Source organism: Paraburkholderia panacisoli (assembly GCF_008369935.1).
Taxonomy (GTDB): domain Bacteria; phylum Pseudomonadota; class Gammaproteobacteria; order Burkholderiales; family Burkholderiaceae; genus Paraburkholderia; species Paraburkholderia panacisoli.
Window position 1 is genome coordinate 186871 of the sequence record NZ_VTUZ01000006.1, and the last position, 14350, is coordinate 201220.

14 protein-coding genes are annotated in these 14350 nt (G+C 62.5%); 6 read left to right on the forward strand and 8 right to left on the reverse strand.

Annotated elements, in window-relative coordinates; translation table 11 throughout:
- Window positions 1-293 precede the first annotated feature (293 nt).
- A complete protein-coding gene (locus FVF58_RS11495; protein WP_149670024.1) occupies window positions 294-2009 on the reverse strand; it encodes a GMC family oxidoreductase in 1716 nt (571 codons plus the stop codon).
- 94 nt (window positions 2010-2103) lie between these two features.
- Window positions 2104-3642 (reverse strand): CoA-acylating methylmalonate-semialdehyde dehydrogenase, encoded by a 1539-nt coding sequence (locus FVF58_RS11500; RefSeq protein WP_149670025.1) that lies wholly within the window; start codon window positions 3640-3642, stop codon window positions 2104-2106.
- A 142-nt stretch (window positions 3643-3784) separates the two neighbouring features.
- On the opposite strand from FVF58_RS11500, the gene FVF58_RS11505 reads away from it, so the two are divergent.
- Together FVF58_RS11505 and FVF58_RS11510 are read left to right on the forward strand one after the other, a co-directional pair.
- The gene (locus FVF58_RS11505; protein WP_149670026.1) at window positions 3785-4684 is read left to right on the forward strand and encodes a LysR family transcriptional regulator; all 900 of its coding nucleotides are present in this window, start codon (window positions 3785-3787) and stop codon (window positions 4682-4684) included.
- A 345-nt stretch (window positions 4685-5029) separates the two neighbouring features.
- On the forward strand, window positions 5030-5566 hold the full coding sequence (locus FVF58_RS11510; protein WP_149670027.1) for a class IV adenylate cyclase: 537 nt from the start codon (window positions 5030-5032) through the stop codon (window positions 5564-5566).
- 75 nt (window positions 5567-5641) lie between these two features.
- On the opposite strand, the gene FVF58_RS11515 is transcribed toward FVF58_RS11510, so the two are convergent.
- A complete protein-coding gene (locus FVF58_RS11515; protein WP_149670028.1) occupies window positions 5642-6133 on the reverse strand; it encodes an Lrp/AsnC family transcriptional regulator in 492 nt (163 codons plus the stop codon).
- Between the two features lie 148 nt (window positions 6134-6281).
- Between FVF58_RS11515 and phhA the strand changes: the two genes are divergently transcribed.
- Both phhA and FVF58_RS11525 read left to right on the forward strand, forming a co-directional pair.
- Window positions 6282-7181 (forward strand): phenylalanine 4-monooxygenase, encoded by a 900-nt coding sequence (phhA, locus tag FVF58_RS11520; protein WP_223191143.1) that lies wholly within the window; start codon window positions 6282-6284, stop codon window positions 7179-7181.
- 118 nt (window positions 7182-7299) lie between these two features.
- Window positions 7300-7590: a 4a-hydroxytetrahydrobiopterin dehydratase gene (locus tag FVF58_RS11525; protein WP_149670030.1), complete on the forward strand. Its 291-nt coding sequence runs from the start codon at window positions 7300-7302 to the stop codon at window positions 7588-7590.
- Between the two features lie 105 nt (window positions 7591-7695).
- Here FVF58_RS11525 and FVF58_RS11530 read toward each other — a convergent pair whose 3' ends face one another.
- Complete coding sequence (locus FVF58_RS11530) at window positions 7696-7920, reverse strand: DUF3717 domain-containing protein (protein ID WP_149670031.1); 225 nt, start codon at window positions 7918-7920, stop codon at window positions 7696-7698.
- 161 nt (window positions 7921-8081) lie between these two features.
- Between FVF58_RS11530 and FVF58_RS11535 the strand changes: the two genes are divergently transcribed.
- On the forward strand, window positions 8082-8768 hold the full coding sequence (locus tag FVF58_RS11535; protein ID WP_013090980.1) for a response regulator: 687 nt from the start codon (window positions 8082-8084) through the stop codon (window positions 8766-8768).
- Between the two features lie 134 nt (window positions 8769-8902).
- Window positions 8903-10408 (forward strand): sensor histidine kinase, encoded by a 1506-nt coding sequence (locus FVF58_RS11540; protein ID WP_149670032.1) that lies wholly within the window; start codon window positions 8903-8905, stop codon window positions 10406-10408.
- A 64-nt stretch (window positions 10409-10472) separates the two neighbouring features.
- Here FVF58_RS11540 and FVF58_RS11545 read toward each other — a convergent pair whose 3' ends face one another.
- From FVF58_RS11545 to FVF58_RS11560, 4 genes are all read right to left on the reverse strand, one after another.
- Window positions 10473-10976 (reverse strand): SET domain-containing protein, encoded by a 504-nt coding sequence (locus tag FVF58_RS11545; RefSeq protein ID WP_149670033.1) that lies wholly within the window; start codon window positions 10974-10976, stop codon window positions 10473-10475.
- A gap of 220 nt (window positions 10977-11196) precedes the next feature.
- Window positions 11197-12309 carry an NADH:flavin oxidoreductase/NADH oxidase gene (locus tag FVF58_RS11550; protein ID WP_149670034.1) on the reverse strand — a complete coding sequence of 371 codons (1113 nt, stop codon included), beginning with the start codon at window positions 12307-12309 and terminating at the stop codon, window positions 11197-11199.
- 73 nt (window positions 12310-12382) lie between these two features.
- The gene (locus FVF58_RS11555; protein WP_149670035.1) at window positions 12383-13096 is read right to left on the reverse strand and encodes a glutamine amidotransferase; all 714 of its coding nucleotides are present in this window, start codon (window positions 13094-13096) and stop codon (window positions 12383-12385) included.
- A gap of 131 nt (window positions 13097-13227) precedes the next feature.
- Entirely contained in the window at window positions 13228-13866 is a 639-nt protein-coding gene (locus tag FVF58_RS11560; protein WP_149670036.1) for a MarR family winged helix-turn-helix transcriptional regulator, read from the reverse strand.
- Window positions 13867-14350 lie beyond the last annotated feature (484 nt).

Below are 14350 nucleotides of genomic sequence, written 5' to 3' on the forward strand. Positions count from 1 at the left end.
GCGAAGCATTACGATCTTTTCGCGCGAAGCTCCGCGCGACTTTATTGACGGCGGCACCCCTGGCCGCTCGTTTGCGTGCTGCACCAATCCGGACGGTGATCCATGGCGCGGCACGCAGCATGGCTGCCATTGTCACCCCAATGATGCAGCGCATTCATTGGGATTTGCACTTAGTGGATCATGTCTGTCCAGGCTCGATGGACGCGCGCGAGGCACCCATTCGGTAAAACATGGACGGTGTCTCACGCGGCTGGCTGTCTGCCTTCGTGCCTACGTGCCCTTCCGCTTTTCTGTCACACAGCGGACATGGAAGGGGCCGCGCTGGTCTGCGCAGCGACGCTGCCGCTCACGCGCGCACGGCGATCTTCACGGATCATGTCGCTCGCACGCTCGGCGATCATCAGCGTTGGCGAGTTGGTGTTACCCGACGTGATGTTTGGCATCACGGACGCGTCAACCACGCGCAGCCCGTCGACTCCGATAACTCGTAGCCGATTGTCGACCACCGCAGCCGGGTCGTTGGTCATGCCCATGCGGCACGTACCGACCGGATGAAAGATGGTCGTGCCGACGAGGCCCGCGGCCTGTTGCAGTTCTTCTTCAGATTGATACTGAATGCCCGGCAGAATCTCTTGCGGCCGATAGCGCGCGAGCGCCGGTGCCATGGCGATGCGGCGAGTAAGACGCAACGCGTTGGCGGCGACGTGCCGGTCGTAATCGGTGGACAGATAGTTCGGTGCGATCAACGGTGGCGCCGACGCGTCAGCCGACCCGATGTGGATGCTGCCGCGCGAAGTAGGACGCAACTGACACACCGACGCCGTGAACGCATTGAACCGGTGCAGCGGTTCGCCGAAGCGATCGAGCGAGAGCGGTTGCACGTGATATTCGAGGTCCGGACGCGTGAGCGAGCGATCGTCGGGATCGGACTTGGCGAACGCACCGAGTTGCGACGGCGACATCGACATCGGGCCGCTTTGCAACAGCGCGTATTGCACGCCGATCATCAGCTTGCCCCACCAATGCGCGGAAGCCGTATTGAGCGTGCGCACGCCATCGACTTTATAAGCCATGCGCAACTGCAAATGGTCTTGCAGATTTTCGCCGACGCCACGCAGATCCTCGACGACCTCGATACCCAGATTTTGCAGCCGTGTGCCGTTGCCGATACCGGACAATTCGAGCAGTTGCGGCGAGTTGACCGCCCCCGAACTGAGGATGACTTCGCAGCGGGCTTTGGCGAGATAGTCGACGTTGTCGCCGCGATATTCGACACCGCTGCAGCGGCGTCCTTCGAACACGACGCGCTGCGTGTGCGCGCCGGTGATGACCGTCAGATTCGGACGCTTGAGTGCGGGGCGCAAGAACGCTTTCGACGCATTCCAGCGAATCCCGCGTTTCTGATTGACGTCGAAGTAGCCGACGCCGGTGTTGTCGCCGCGATTGAAGTCATCCGTAGCGGGGATGCCGTTCTGCTGCGCAGCTTTCGAAAACTCTTCGAGAATCTTCCATTTCAGCCGTTGTTTTTCGACGCGCCACGGGCCACCCGCGCCGTGCGATTCGTTCGCGCCGGCGTGATGGTCTTCGCTGCGTTTGAAGACCGGCAGCACCGCGTTCCATGACCACGATGGATCGTTGGTTACACGGGCCCATTCGTCGTAATCCTCGCGCTGGCCGCGCATATAGATCATGCCGTTGATCGAAGAACTGCCGCCCAACACGCGGCCGCGTGGATACGACAGCGCGCGTCCGTTGAGCCCCGCTTCAGGCTGCGTCTTATAGAGCCAGTCCGTACGCGGATTGCCGATGCAATACAGGTAGCCGACCGGCACGTGAATCCAGTGGTAATCGTCTTTGCCACCTGCTTCCAGCAGCAGCACGTGGACGTCCGGATCTTCGGTCAGCCGGTTGGCGAGCACGCAACCCGCCGTGCCCGCGCCGACAATGATGTAGTCGAATTCGCCTTCCAGCCGACGCTCGGCCACCGGTGTGCTTTCGGTTTGGCTCATGCTTCAGTCTCCTAAGCTTTTTTCCGCGAGCCGCATGGTTCCGTGCGGCCGCGGCGCTCTGCCTATTTATTTTCTGCGCGGCAACCGAACCGGACTATTTGGCGACCGGCATCGTGAATTCGGCGCCCTTCGCGATGCTGTCGGGCCAGCGCTGCATGATGCTCTTGTAGCGCGTGTAGAACCGCACACCTTCCTCGCCATACGCGTGATGGTCGCCGAATAACGACTTCTTCCATCCGCCGAACGAGTGCCACGCCATCGGCACCGGAATCGGCACGTTGATCCCCACCATGCCGATCTCGATCTGTCGCGAAAAAGCCCGCGCAACGCCGCCGTCGGACGTGAACAACGACACCCCGTTGGCGAGCTGGTTAGCGTTGATGAGTTCGACAGCCGACGCGAAATCCGGCACACGCACGACGCACAACACCGGTCCAAAAATCTCTTCGCGGTAGATCTTCATGTCGGTCGACACGTCATCGAACAGTGTGCCGCCGAGAAAGAAACCCTTCTCGTGACCGGCGACCTGATGACCGCGTCCATCGACCACCAGCTTCGCGCCTGCCGCGATACCGGCGTCGATATACCCGACCACTTTCTCGCGATGCGTCGCCGTGACCAACGGGCCCATCTCGGCCGCGGACTCCATGCCGTTGAGGATCTTCAAACTCTGCACGCGTGGTGTCAGCCGTTCGATCAGTTCATCGGCGATATGTCCTACCGCGACCGCCACTGAAATCGCCATGCACCGCTCGCCCGCCGAACCGTATGCGGCGCCGATCAGCGCATCGACGGCCTGATCGAGATCGGCGTCCGGCATCACCACCAGATGATTCTTCGCCCCGCCCAGCGCCTGCACGCGCTTGCCGTGCTTCGTGCCTTCCGTGTAGATGTACTCGGCGATCGGCGTCGAACCGACAAACGACAACGCGCTCACTTCGGGATGCACGAGCAGCGCGTCGACCGCCACCTTGTCGCCGTGCACGACGTTGAACACGCCGTCGGGCAAGCCCGCTTCCTTCAGCAATTCGGCGAGCCGGTTCGACGCAGACGGATCGCGCTCCGACGGCTTCAAAACGAACGTATTGCCGCACGCGATCGCGACGGGGAACATCCAGCACGGCACCATCATCGGGAAGTTGAAAGGCGTAATGCCGGCGACCACGCCGAGCGGCTGGCGCAGATTCCAGTTGTCGATGCCGCCGCCGATCTGATCGGTGAAGTCGGTCTTCAACAGATTCGGAATGCCGCACGCGAACTCGACGATCTCGATGCCGCGCATCACCTCGCCCTTCGCGTCCGAGAACACCTTGCCGTGCTCGCGCGTGATCAGTTCCGCCAGTTCGTCGTGGTGACGGTCGAGCAATTCCTTGAACTTGAACAGCACGCGCGCCCGCTTGAGCGGCGCGGTTTCGCTCCATGCGGGAAAAGCGGCCCGGGCGGCGGCGACCGCCGCGTCCACCTCGGCGACACTCGCCAGCGGCACGCGTGCGCTCACGCTGCCGAGCGCCGGATTGAAGACGTCGCCAAAGCGCCCGCTCGTGCCATCGAGAATCTTGCCATTGATGAAATGGGTTAGCGCACGTGCGCTGGTCGCGCTGCGCAGGCTCTCGTTCTGAAGTGTCTCGCTCATGTCCGTCCTCTTCCTGTGAAGTCCACCGCTAGGCGCGCAAGGCTCGCTGCTGGCGTGATGAACGCCCAGCGTAAAGCGCTTCGAGGCGACAAATCCAATGAGTAATGCTCAACTGCGCTATAAGCCGCGCTAATATCAGACTATGGACCTGATTCTGCTCCGAGCTTTCGTCACCGTCGCGCGGGAGGGCAACCTCACGCGTGCTGCGGTGCACCTACACCTGACCCAACCCGCCGTCAGCCTGCAAATCAAGCATTTGCAGGAGACGCTCGGCGTGACGCTGTTTACGCGGACTTCGCATGGGCTCTCGCTCACGCGCGACGGCCAGGCGCTGCTGCCCCACGCCGAACGCGCGCTGGGCGCGGCGGCCGATGTGCAGCGAGCCGCGCAGTCGCTGCGTCACGAGGTGCGCGGACGCTTGCGGATCGGCACGATTCTCGACCCGGCGTTTCTGCGTCTGGGCGGCTTTCTCAAACAGCTGGTCGAGACCTGGCCACACATCGAAACGGCCTTACGGCACGGTATGTCGGGCTGGGTGCTGGCGCAGATTCGCGCGGGCGAGCTGGATGTCGGCTATTACATCGGCCTGCCGTCCGATGACGATACGCGCGACGGCGCCATCTTCCACGCGGTCACCCTCACCCACTTCCAGTATCGCGTGCTGGCGCCGGCTGGCTGGAAAGATCGCGTCAAAGGTGCGCGCGACTGGCGTTCGCTCGCCGCATTGCCGTGGATCTGGACGCCGCCCGCGTCCGCGCACAACCGGCTGTTGTCGCGCTGTTTCGACGAAGCCGGCGTGAAACCGGTCAAGGTCGCCGAAGTGGATCAGGAGCCGTCGATGCTCGATCTGGTGAAATCGGGCGTCGGCCTGACGCTCGCGCGCGACGCCACTGCGATCGCCGAAGCGCATGCACACGCGCTGACCATCGTCGAGGGGATCACGGTGCCAACTCAGCTCAGTTTCGTCACGCTTGAAGAACGCAAGGACGAACCGGCCATTGCCGCGGCGTTGAAGCTGATCGAACAGCAATGGGCGACCTGAACGCGGACATGAGCGCAAGCCCGCGAGCGTTTCAGGCACTGCGGGCAGCGTGGGCGCCGCTGCGATATGAGCCGCGCTAATGCCAAACATGCGCGACGCGATCTTGATGGTAACCGCTTGCAGCCGGGCATTCGTTAGCCGCCATAGCGAGCCCTTTCGCAATCCCCGCACGCACCCCTGCACCCGCAACGACGCCATCACGCGGTTTTTGTTAGATTGGCGATTCGCGCTGACAAGCCGGCCCCGCATCGCTTTCTGTTCCGCTTTGACTCTGTCCTTCCCGGCAGCTTCGCCCCGGCATGACCGGACGCTGCCGATCACTCCATCCTTCGACAGGAGCCTGACATGGCACGCAACATCGAAATCAAAGCCCGCGCTCAGCATTTCGAGCAACTGCGCGAGCGCGCGGCGCAGCTCGCGCCGGACGCACCGTTGATCTTTCGCCAGCAGGACTTTTTCTACGACGTGCCGCGCGGCCGTCTGAAACTGCGCCAGTTCGACGACGGCACGCCTGCCGAACTGATCTTCTACCAGCGCGACGACCGCGACGGCCCGAAGGCGTCGTACTACACGCGCAGCCCGGTGACCAATCCCGAAGCGATGCATGCCCTGCTCGCCACGGCGCTGACCACGCGCGGCATCGTCAGCAAGGAACGGCATGTGTATCTGACCGGGCGCACGCGGATTCACCTGGACCGGGTCGACGGTCTGGGCGACTTTGTCGAACTCGAAGTGGTGCTCGCTCAAGACGACGACGAAGCAGGCGGCCACGCCGAAGCCCACGCGATGTTCAAGCGCCTCGGGGTTGAGGAATCAGATCTGGTCGCGGTGGCCTACGTCGATCTGCTCAGTCCGGAAAGCGAGCCGAAGCTCGTGGCCTAAATTTCCCGCCACGCCGGCTGCGCCGACGCTCACGCAGCCACGATCGCAATTACGATCACGACCCACATGGCCGCCTCAGCCGGCGGCCGCCCCCGGCGAGAGGTGGCCGAGCGGCAACGGCCCATTGCGCTTGAACGTGGTGAGTACGATGTTCGAGCGCACGCTATCCACGCCAGGCACGCGCATCAGCTTCTTCATTACGAAGGTCGACAGATAGTTCAGATCGGGCGCGACGATGCGCAGCAGGTAATCGGCATCGCCCACCACCGCATGACACTCGAGCACTTCGGGCAACACATCGATCTGTTGCTGGAATTGCTCGATGATCGAATCGCCATGGTGCTTTAACTTCAAACTCGTAAAAGCGGTGACGCCGAGCCCGAGCTTTTCCGGGCGCAGCACGACACGATAACCGTCCACCACGCCTACCTGTTCCAGCCGCTGCAAGCGCCGTCCGATCTGCGACGGCGACAGCGGCACCTGCTCGGCCAGTTGCTGATGGGTGGCCCGGCCGAAGCGCTGCAGCACGTCCAGCAGCGCGAGATCGAAGTGATCGAGTTCCAACATGTCGATGGTCCGCATTGAATGGCTATCTGATGCACGATTATTGCATACGACTGCCATACAACGCCATTATTGCGCCCCTCCCGCGCGCTTGCCGCTCTACACTTGCATCATCCATTCCACTTGCAAGCACCGCAGAGCGCAGCATCCCATGTCCACCGCCAGCACCGCCAATACCGCCCGGCTCAAAGAGCAATTCGACGCCGGCCTCCAAACCCGCGTCGATTTCACCATCGACCAACCGATCGAACGATACGGCGCGGTCGATCACGCGGTCTGGCAACAGCTTTACGCACGTCAGACCGCGCTGCTCGAGGGTCGCGTCTGCGACGAGTTTCTGGCGGGTATCGAAAGCATCGGCATGCCGGCCGACCGCGTGCCTTCGTTCAATGAAGTCAACGCGAAGCTGACGCCGGCCACCGGCTGGCAAATCGTTGCAGTACCGGGCCTCGTGCCGGACCACGTGTTCTTCGAGCATCTCGCGAACCGGCGCTTTCCCGTCACGTGGTGGATGCGCCGCCCGGACCAGCTCGATTATCTGCAGGAGCCCGACTGCTTTCACGACCTGTTCGGTCACGTCCCGTTGCTGATCAACCCGGTGTTCGCCGATTACATGCACGCGTACGGCCGCGCCGCGCTCGCAGCCAACGACGCTGGCGCGCTGCCGCTGCTCGCGCGACTTTATTGGTACACAGTCGAGTTCGGCCTGATCCGCGACGACGCGAGTCCGAACGGCGTGAAGATCTACGGCGCGGGCATCGTGTCGAGCAAGGGCGAAACGCTGTACAGCCAGCAAAGCGCGGCGCCGAACCGGCTCGGCTTCAACCTTGAACGCGTGATGCGCACGCGTTACCGCATCGACACGTTCCAGAAAACCTACTTCGTGATCGACGACTTCGCGCAGCTGTTCAGCGTCGCGCAGACCGATTTCGCGCCGCTGCTGACGCGGCTCGCCGCCGAACCCGCGTTCATGGCTGGCGATGTGGTCGACAGCGATTGCGTCATCACGCGCGGTTCGCGGGAAGGCTGGCAAAACGACGGCGACGTCTGAGGACGAAAACGCCGACCACAGTAGCGCAGCAGCCCCGGCAGCGGGCTCGCGTCATCCGTGAAAAAATAGTGACGGCGCACGCCACTGGCGCGCCTGTATCGATCGACGAGGTAACGCAATGATTCAGAAACTGACTTCCGAAGAGCGCGCCAAACAGGTCGCCCAACTGAACGGCTGGCAAGCCGTAACGGACCGCGACGCGATCCAGCGCGCGTTCCAGTTCGCCGATTTCAACGAAGCATTCGGCTTCATGACGCGCGTGGCGATCAAGGCGCAGGAAATGGATCACCACCCAGAATGGTTCAACGTTTACAACAGAGTGGAGATTACGCTGTCCACGCACGAGGCCGATGGCGTAACCGAGCGCGACATTAGACTGGCCTCGTTCATCGACAGTATTACGGCGTAATACAAAAAATCCATTGCGTTCCGCGCACGTTTATCTCATGTGCGCTGCACAATCGCCCCTCAATGAAAGGGCAATGCAGGCAATCGTTCGCGCAAACCTTCAGTTCTACAGGCTATTATTAAGGCGCACGTAAGATTCCCAGGCTTGCCTCGCCGTCTCGTCCAAACGATCCGGTGATAGCGTCTGCTGACGCTGTACAATCAGCAGCGCATACGGCTTGGAGAGCGCGCTTGCCTCCTTGCACAGAACGAGTTCGTCGCCGCTCGAAGGTGAGCGGGCGCGCCAGAAGTTGATCGCGGCTTCCAGTTCGTGAATGGATATTTCGGACATGACTTCGTGATCGCTCGGAGGGCGCTTCAAGGCGGCTCGGTGGCTGCTTCGTGGCACGTACCCGCCGTCCGGCACGGCCACGCCGCACGCTGTGTGTGCAGCAGGCGCTCCGGCGAACCGCTTGCCCAAACGCCTAAACCCATTGTACTTGAGCGAAATCCATGCGACTCCTTCTGATCGAAGATGACCGCCCCATCGCACGCGGCATCCAAAGCAGTCTCGAACAAGCCGGCTTCACCGTCGACATGGTCCACGACGGCATTTTCGCCGAACAGGCCCTTACGCAAAACCGTCACGAGCTGGTGATTCTCGACCTGGGGCTGCCCGGCATCGACGGCATGACGCTGCTCTCGCGCTTCCGTCAAAGCAATCGCCACACGCCGGTGATCATTCTCACCGCGCGCGACGAATTGAACGACCGCGTTCAGGGCCTGAATTCCGGCGCCGACGACTACATGCTGAAGCCGTTCGAACCCGCCGAACTCGAAGCGCGCATCCGCGCAGTGATGCGCCGCAGCGGTCCGCACGGCGACATGCCGCGTCCGGAAGTGTCGCTCGGCGGTGTGCGTCTGTCGGGCGTCGATCGCCGCATCTTCAACGACGACAAGCCGCTCGAACTGTCGCCGCGTGAATTCGCGGTACTCGAAATGCTGCTGCTGCGTCACGGCCGAGTGGTCAGCAAGGCGCAACTGCAAGACCACCTGACGCATTTCGGCGGCGATCTCGGCGACACCGCGATCGAAGTCTACGTGCACCGGGTGCGGAAAAAGCTCGAGAACTGCCGTGTCGAAATCGTCACGGTGCGCGGCTTTGGTTACCTGTTGCAGGAAATCCGCCAAGCCGCATAATCGTCGTGAAGGCCGCGGACTTCGTCGCGGCCTGACGGCGCCGGGCCGGCGCCGCGCACTCGATGCGCAGTTCGCCGGCATCCGGCGCATTTCACGGCGCCCCGCGCCGTTGCCTTTTTCCCGCGCGTTCGATCATGCCCCAGCCGGCCGCCAATAGTCTGCGCCGCACGCTGCTGCGGCGCCTCGCTGCACCCCTTTCGCTGCTCGCTCTGATGAGCGGCCTGATCGCTTACTGGCTGGCGTGGCAGTACACGCAGCACGTCGTCGACCGCTCGCTCGCCGACCTCGCCACGGCCATCTCCAAACAGATCCAGATTGCCGGCCCGGACGCGCCGATCACCGTGCCGCCGCTAGCTCAAGCCATGTTCTCCGATCCGGTCGAACAGCTCGTCTACCGGATCAGCAACGGCGAGACCGAAATCGCCGGCGACCACAACCTGCCGTTGCAAGGCACCAGCGTGCGCCGCATGCACTACGCGTACGTGTTCGAAACGCAGCATGAAGGCGTGACGGTGCGTGTCGCGCAGGTGCGCGTCGATCAGCCGACCGGCAATCCGATCGTCGTCGAAGTGGGTCAGCCGGTGCATCACCGGTTTCGCATTGCCGCCGAGTTTCTGATCGCGATCATGATGCCGCTGCTGTTGCTGCTGCTCGCGGGTTGGGTGATCGTGTGGCGTGTTGTGAATCAGCAGCTCAATCCGCTGACCGATCTTGCGGATTCGCTTAACCGGCAGACCCATACCTCGCTCGAACCAGTAGACGAAACCTATGTGCCGGTGGAAATCCGTCCGCTGACGGGCGCGCTGAACGCGTTGCTCGATCGCCTGAAAACCGCGCTTGACGGGCAGCGCAAGTTCATCGCCGACGCCGCGCATCAGTTGCGCACGCCGCTGACGGCTGTGAAGTTGCACGCGGAGCAGGCGGCCGTCGCGCGCGATCCGCAGCAAACGCTGACCGCCGTGCGGGAACTGCGCGCTGCGGCCGACCGCGCTGTGCGGCTGTCGAATCAACTGCTGTCGCTGGCGCGCGCGGAGCCGAGCGAACAGGCGGCCCGCTTCGTCAACGTGGATATGTCTGCGCTCGCGTTCGATACCGGCGCGGAGTGGGTGCCGCGCGCGTTGACGTTCCATGTCGACCTCGGCTTCCAGCGCCTCGACGATCCATCCAACGATCATCCGTTGATCGCGCGCGGCAATCCGGTGCTGCTGCACGAAGTGCTCGCCAATCTGCTGGATAACGCGCTCAAGTATGTGCCGCCTTCGCGCCTCGATGGCGGCCGCATCACGGTGACGGTTTCACAAACAGTGATCGACGAACTGCGCATGGCCGAGATCGTGGTCGAAGACAATGGGCCCGGCGTGCCGCACGCACAGCAAACGGACCTGTTCAAGCGCTTCTTCCGCGGCGACGGCCAGAGCGAAGCAGGTGTGGATACCGGCGCCGGTCTCGGTCTCGCGATCGTCCACGACATCATGGTCCTGCATCACGGCAGCGTGCATTACGAAGATGCGCCCGAAGGCGGCGCACGTTTCATCGTGCGTATTCCGCTCGTGCCGATCGACGTTCAGAGCAACCCGCCGACTGCCGAACCATCCCGGCCGGCAAAAAAATCGGCGCACTCGGCGCCGGTGGACATGTGACTGTCTAGCTGCTCAACGGGCTGCGGCGAGTTCACTGACGTGAGCGGCTCGCGCAGCCCGTGGTTCATTTCTTCTTCGCCTTCTTTGCCGCCTTGACGGATTTGCCCGCGCCCTTCTCTCTCTCCGGCGGAGCCAGCATCGTGCCACGGCACTTGCGCGCGCCGCAGCGGCATTCGTATTCCTTCTTGAGCTTCTTGGTCTGACGCGCGTCGATCACGAGGCCGTAGTCGTAAAAGATCTCCTCGCCTTCTGCAATGTCGCGCAGCGCGTGCACGTACACGTGACCGTCGATTTCTTCCGCTTCGCAGTTCGGCGCGCAAGAATGATTGATCCAGCGCGCGCTGTTGCCGTCCACTTTGCCGTCGATCACCTTGCCGCTGTCGAGTGCAAAATAGAACGTGTGATTCGGTTCGGCCGGATTGTGCGGATGACGGCGCAATGCTTCTTTCCAAGAGATCCGTTCGCCCTTGTATTCGATTAGCCGCTCGCCGGCCGCAATCGGTTCGAGGGCAAACACGCCTTTGCCGTGCACACCCGAACGACGCACGGCGATCCTGCGTGAACTCATTGAATGAATCCTTGTGAAGAACTGGGGATGAAGTCCGGCAGCCGCCTGAGACGCCCGCGTCTGACGCGCTGCTCGTTTTCTGAAGCGGATAGCAAACGCGGCGCCCTGCGAGCGCCGCGTCGACTTGCGACGCTCACGCGCCACATCCGGCATCCTACACGTTCAAGACAGCTTCGTTCAACCGTCAAAAAGACACGTTGCACAACGCGCGTGGCTGGCTTTACCGTTGTCCAAACGAAATATCGCCAAACAGCGCTTTCTGTTCGCGCGGTTGCGAACGCCAATACTGCGGCGGCGCTTCGACCGTCGCGCCCAGTTGCGCTGCTGCGTGCCACGGCCAACGCGGGTTGTACAGCAACGCGCGAGCCAGTGCGATCAGATCGGCGTCGCCCGCTTCGATCAGTTGCTCGGCGTGCAGCGGGTCGGTGATCAGGCCGACGCCGATAGTCGTGAGACCCGTGGCGTGCTTGACCGCCTTCGCGAACGGAATCTGGTAGCCCGGCTCCAGCGGAATCTTTTGCAACGGCGACACGCCACCCGACGAGACGTCGATCCAGTCGCAACCGCGCTTTTCCAATTCGTGCGCGAAGGCAATCGTGTCGTCGAGCGACCAGCCGCCTTCGACCCAGTCGGTCGCGGAGACCCGCACCCCGACCGGCTTGTCGGCTGGGAATGCGGCGCGCACGATGTCGAAGATCTCGAGCGGAAAGCGCATGCGGTTTTCGAGCGAACCGCCGTAGTCGTCGTCGCGTTGATTGGCGATTGGCGAGAGGAATTGATGCAGCAGATAACCATGCGCCGCGTGCACTTCCAATGCGTCGATGCCGAGGCGCGCCGCGCGCCGCGCCGATGCTGCGAACGCTTCGCGAATGCGGTTCAGTCCGGCCAAATCGAGCGCGAGAGGCGGCTCTTCGCCAGCCTTGTGCGGCAACGCGGACGGCGCATGCGGCAGCCAGCCGCCTTGCGATACGGGAATCAGCTGGCCTCCTTCCCACGGCACATGGCTCGACGCCTTGCGCCCTGCGTGCGCCAACTGCATCGTCACGTTGATATGAGAATGTTTGCGGATCGCGGCCAGCACCGGCACGAGCGCGGCTTCGGTGACGTCGTCCCACAGACCGAGATCCCCCGGCGTGATGCGGCCATCCGGCTCGACCGACGTCGCCTCGATGAACAACATGCCGGCGCCTGACAACGCGAGACTGCCGAGGTGGATCATGTGCCACGCCGTCGCCTCGCCACGTTCGGCGGAATACTGGCACATCGGGGACACGACGATACGATTGGGAAGCGTCACGCTACGCAGCGTGAGCGGAGAAAAAAGCGCGCTCATGGATTACGCCCAGTAGAAGCCCGAGAGCGATTGAGCATAGCACCGCGGGCGGTTTACTGCATGAACCACCGGGTCAGCAGCGGGCCTCGACCTGATCGAGCCATTCGCCAAACATCCGGCGTGCGGCGGCTTCGAGTGCGGGACCGAATTGCGCGGTCTCGGCGCGCAACCGGCGCGCGTCGATACCCTGCATGGCAAGCTCGCCCGCATTGCCGATCAGCCAGGGCTCGAACCGGTCGGTGCGAATCTCAGGATGACATTGCAAGCCCAGCACATGATTGCCCCAGGCGAACGCCTGGTTCTCGCAGGCTGGCGTCGACGCGAGGCGCGTCGCGTTGTCGGGCAAATCGAATGTGTCACCGTGCCAATGCATCATCGACGTATGCGCGCCGTCCAGATGACGCAGCGGCGAAGCGCGGCCGGCATCGGTCAAGGCAAGCGGCGTCCAACCGATTTCCGTATGGCCTGAAGGATAGACCCGCGCGCCGAGTACACGCGCGATCAATTGCGCGCCCAGGCAGATACCGAGCGTCGGCAAACCAGCTGCAATGCGTTTCTCGATCAGCGACAGCAGCGGCACGAGGGTTGGGTAAAGCGCGTCGTCGGTTGCGCAGATCGGGCCGCCGAGCACCACCATCAGCGACGCGGTGAGCGGGTTCGGCGCGTTGACACGGGCAAAGCCCACATCGAGATAGCGGACCGGGCACCCGCGCTCGCCGAGCACCATCTCAAGACTGCCCAGATCCTCGAAGTGCACATGACGAACGGCCAGTACTTCGCGATTCATCGCCCTGCCCCATCTTCAGGTTGACTAAAGACTTGCCGCTACGCGGCGCCGGCCAGTTCGCCGGCGGCGGCCCAGGCCGCCCGTCGAAGCCGGCCCGGGCAGTGTAGCGGATTGTCCCGAAAGAGGCCGCCTTACTGGGCGAAGATCTTCCAGGTCTTCTTCTGGGTGGCGACGTCGGCGGTTTCGTGCACCGAGCAATCCAGACGCAGATCCGTGTCCGACATGTTCATGTCGAGCAACGCGCAGTGATGCGGCGTCTTCTTCGGATTCTTGCTCGGCTCGAAGTGCGTGCAGCTCAGGCACATGCGGTGCGGCGGAATGTTGCCTTGTGCTTCGAGCTGATGCACGGTCTTGAGCAACGTGCGATAGAAGACGGCCTGCTCGTCGTCGCGCAACGCGCCGACTGCCTTGGCCAGAAAGTCCGGCCATTGCGCCGCGCGCTTCGCAGCCGTGCGGCCACGCGCCGTCAGGCGGACCGCGAGGGCGCGGCCGTCGTCCAGCGCACGGCGCTTTTCGACCAGGCCTTTGCTCTCGAGCGTGCTGACCGCGTCGCTGGTGGTCGCGGCGGTCAAGGCCGTTTCACGGGCGATTTCGCCAAGGCGCATTGGGCCCTTACGCTGCATCAACAAGACCAGGATTTCGCCCTGAGTCGGCGTGAGGCCCGCGCCTTCAGCCCATTCCCAGGCCTGGCTTCGCATCGCCGTGCTCAATCGCAATAGGCTGTGGGTCACTCGTCCCGTCGCCTGTTCTCCGTATACGCCTTCGCTCATAGTCTTCGATTCGTTTATTGACAGCATTCGCGCGATGCCGGTGAACTGCTTGCCGACCTCGCCCGTAGCCTGTGTGGGGTAGCTTCGTCAACCGCGGACGAAACCGTTTCTACTATCTCAAAAATTTACCGCCTTGCAAGCCCAAGCCGGTGAAAACGACATTCTATGCGAGAGCGGCAAATCGTACAGCTAACTTATCCAACGCGCTCTGTGGATAACCACGGTAAAACAAGTGGACAGCGTGTGCAGCGACTCTTGATAAGCATTCAGACCGTGCCGGGCGGTCTCGAACCTATTCTCGTTTACCGCTTCCGGCGCCCCGCTAGCCAGTCTGATTGTAGTTTACGCAGCATGTTGACTTTGCAGGGAATTATTCAGTTGTCCACAGGCTGATGCAATGCTTGTTAACTACTACCTTTGTATACGTAAACTTTAGAAAAACCTGAAGGCCTGCGACCTGGAAATTTTCATTACGAAAAAAAAC

Bases quoted from the DNA above. Each gene is read 5' to 3' on its own strand.
- FVF58_RS11525 (WP_149670030.1), top strand. From the start codon at position 7,300: ATGATTCAGAAACTGACTTCCGAAGAGCGCGCCAAACAGGTCGCCCAA.
- FVF58_RS11510 (WP_149670027.1), top strand. From the start codon at position 5,030: ATGGCACGCAACATCGAAATCAAAGCCCGCGCTCAGCATTTCGAGCAA.
- FVF58_RS11505 (WP_149670026.1), top strand. From the start codon at position 3,785: ATGGACCTGATTCTGCTCCGAGCTTTCGTCACCGTCGCGCGGGAGGGC.
- FVF58_RS11560 (WP_149670036.1), bottom strand. From the start codon at position 13,866: ATGAGCGAAGGCGTATACGGAGAACAGGCGACGGGACGAGTGACCCAC.
- phhA (WP_223191143.1), top strand. From the start codon at position 6,282: ATGTCCACCGCCAGCACCGCCAATACCGCCCGGCTCAAAGAGCAATTC.
- FVF58_RS11500 (WP_149670025.1), bottom strand. From the start codon at position 3,642: ATGAGCGAGACACTTCAGAACGAGAGCCTGCGCAGCGCGACCAGCGCA.
- FVF58_RS11540 (WP_149670032.1), top strand. From the start codon at position 8,903: ATGCCCCAGCCGGCCGCCAATAGTCTGCGCCGCACGCTGCTGCGGCGC.
- FVF58_RS11550 (WP_149670034.1), bottom strand. From the start codon at position 12,309: ATGAGCGCGCTTTTTTCTCCGCTCACGCTGCGTAGCGTGACGCTTCCC.
- FVF58_RS11515 (WP_149670028.1), bottom strand. From the start codon at position 6,133: ATGTTGGAACTCGATCACTTCGATCTCGCGCTGCTGGACGTGCTGCAG.
- FVF58_RS11495 (WP_149670024.1), bottom strand. From the start codon at position 2,009: ATGAGCCAAACCGAAAGCACACCGGTGGCCGAGCGTCGGCTGGAAGGC.
- FVF58_RS11545 (WP_149670033.1), bottom strand. From the start codon at position 10,976: ATGAGTTCACGCAGGATCGCCGTGCGTCGTTCGGGTGTGCACGGCAAA.
- FVF58_RS11535 (WP_013090980.1), top strand. From the start codon at position 8,082: ATGCGACTCCTTCTGATCGAAGATGACCGCCCCATCGCACGCGGCATC.
- FVF58_RS11555 (WP_149670035.1), bottom strand. From the start codon at position 13,096: ATGAATCGCGAAGTACTGGCCGTTCGTCATGTGCACTTCGAGGATCTG.
- FVF58_RS11530 (WP_149670031.1), bottom strand. From the start codon at position 7,920: ATGTCCGAAATATCCATTCACGAACTGGAAGCCGCGATCAACTTCTGG.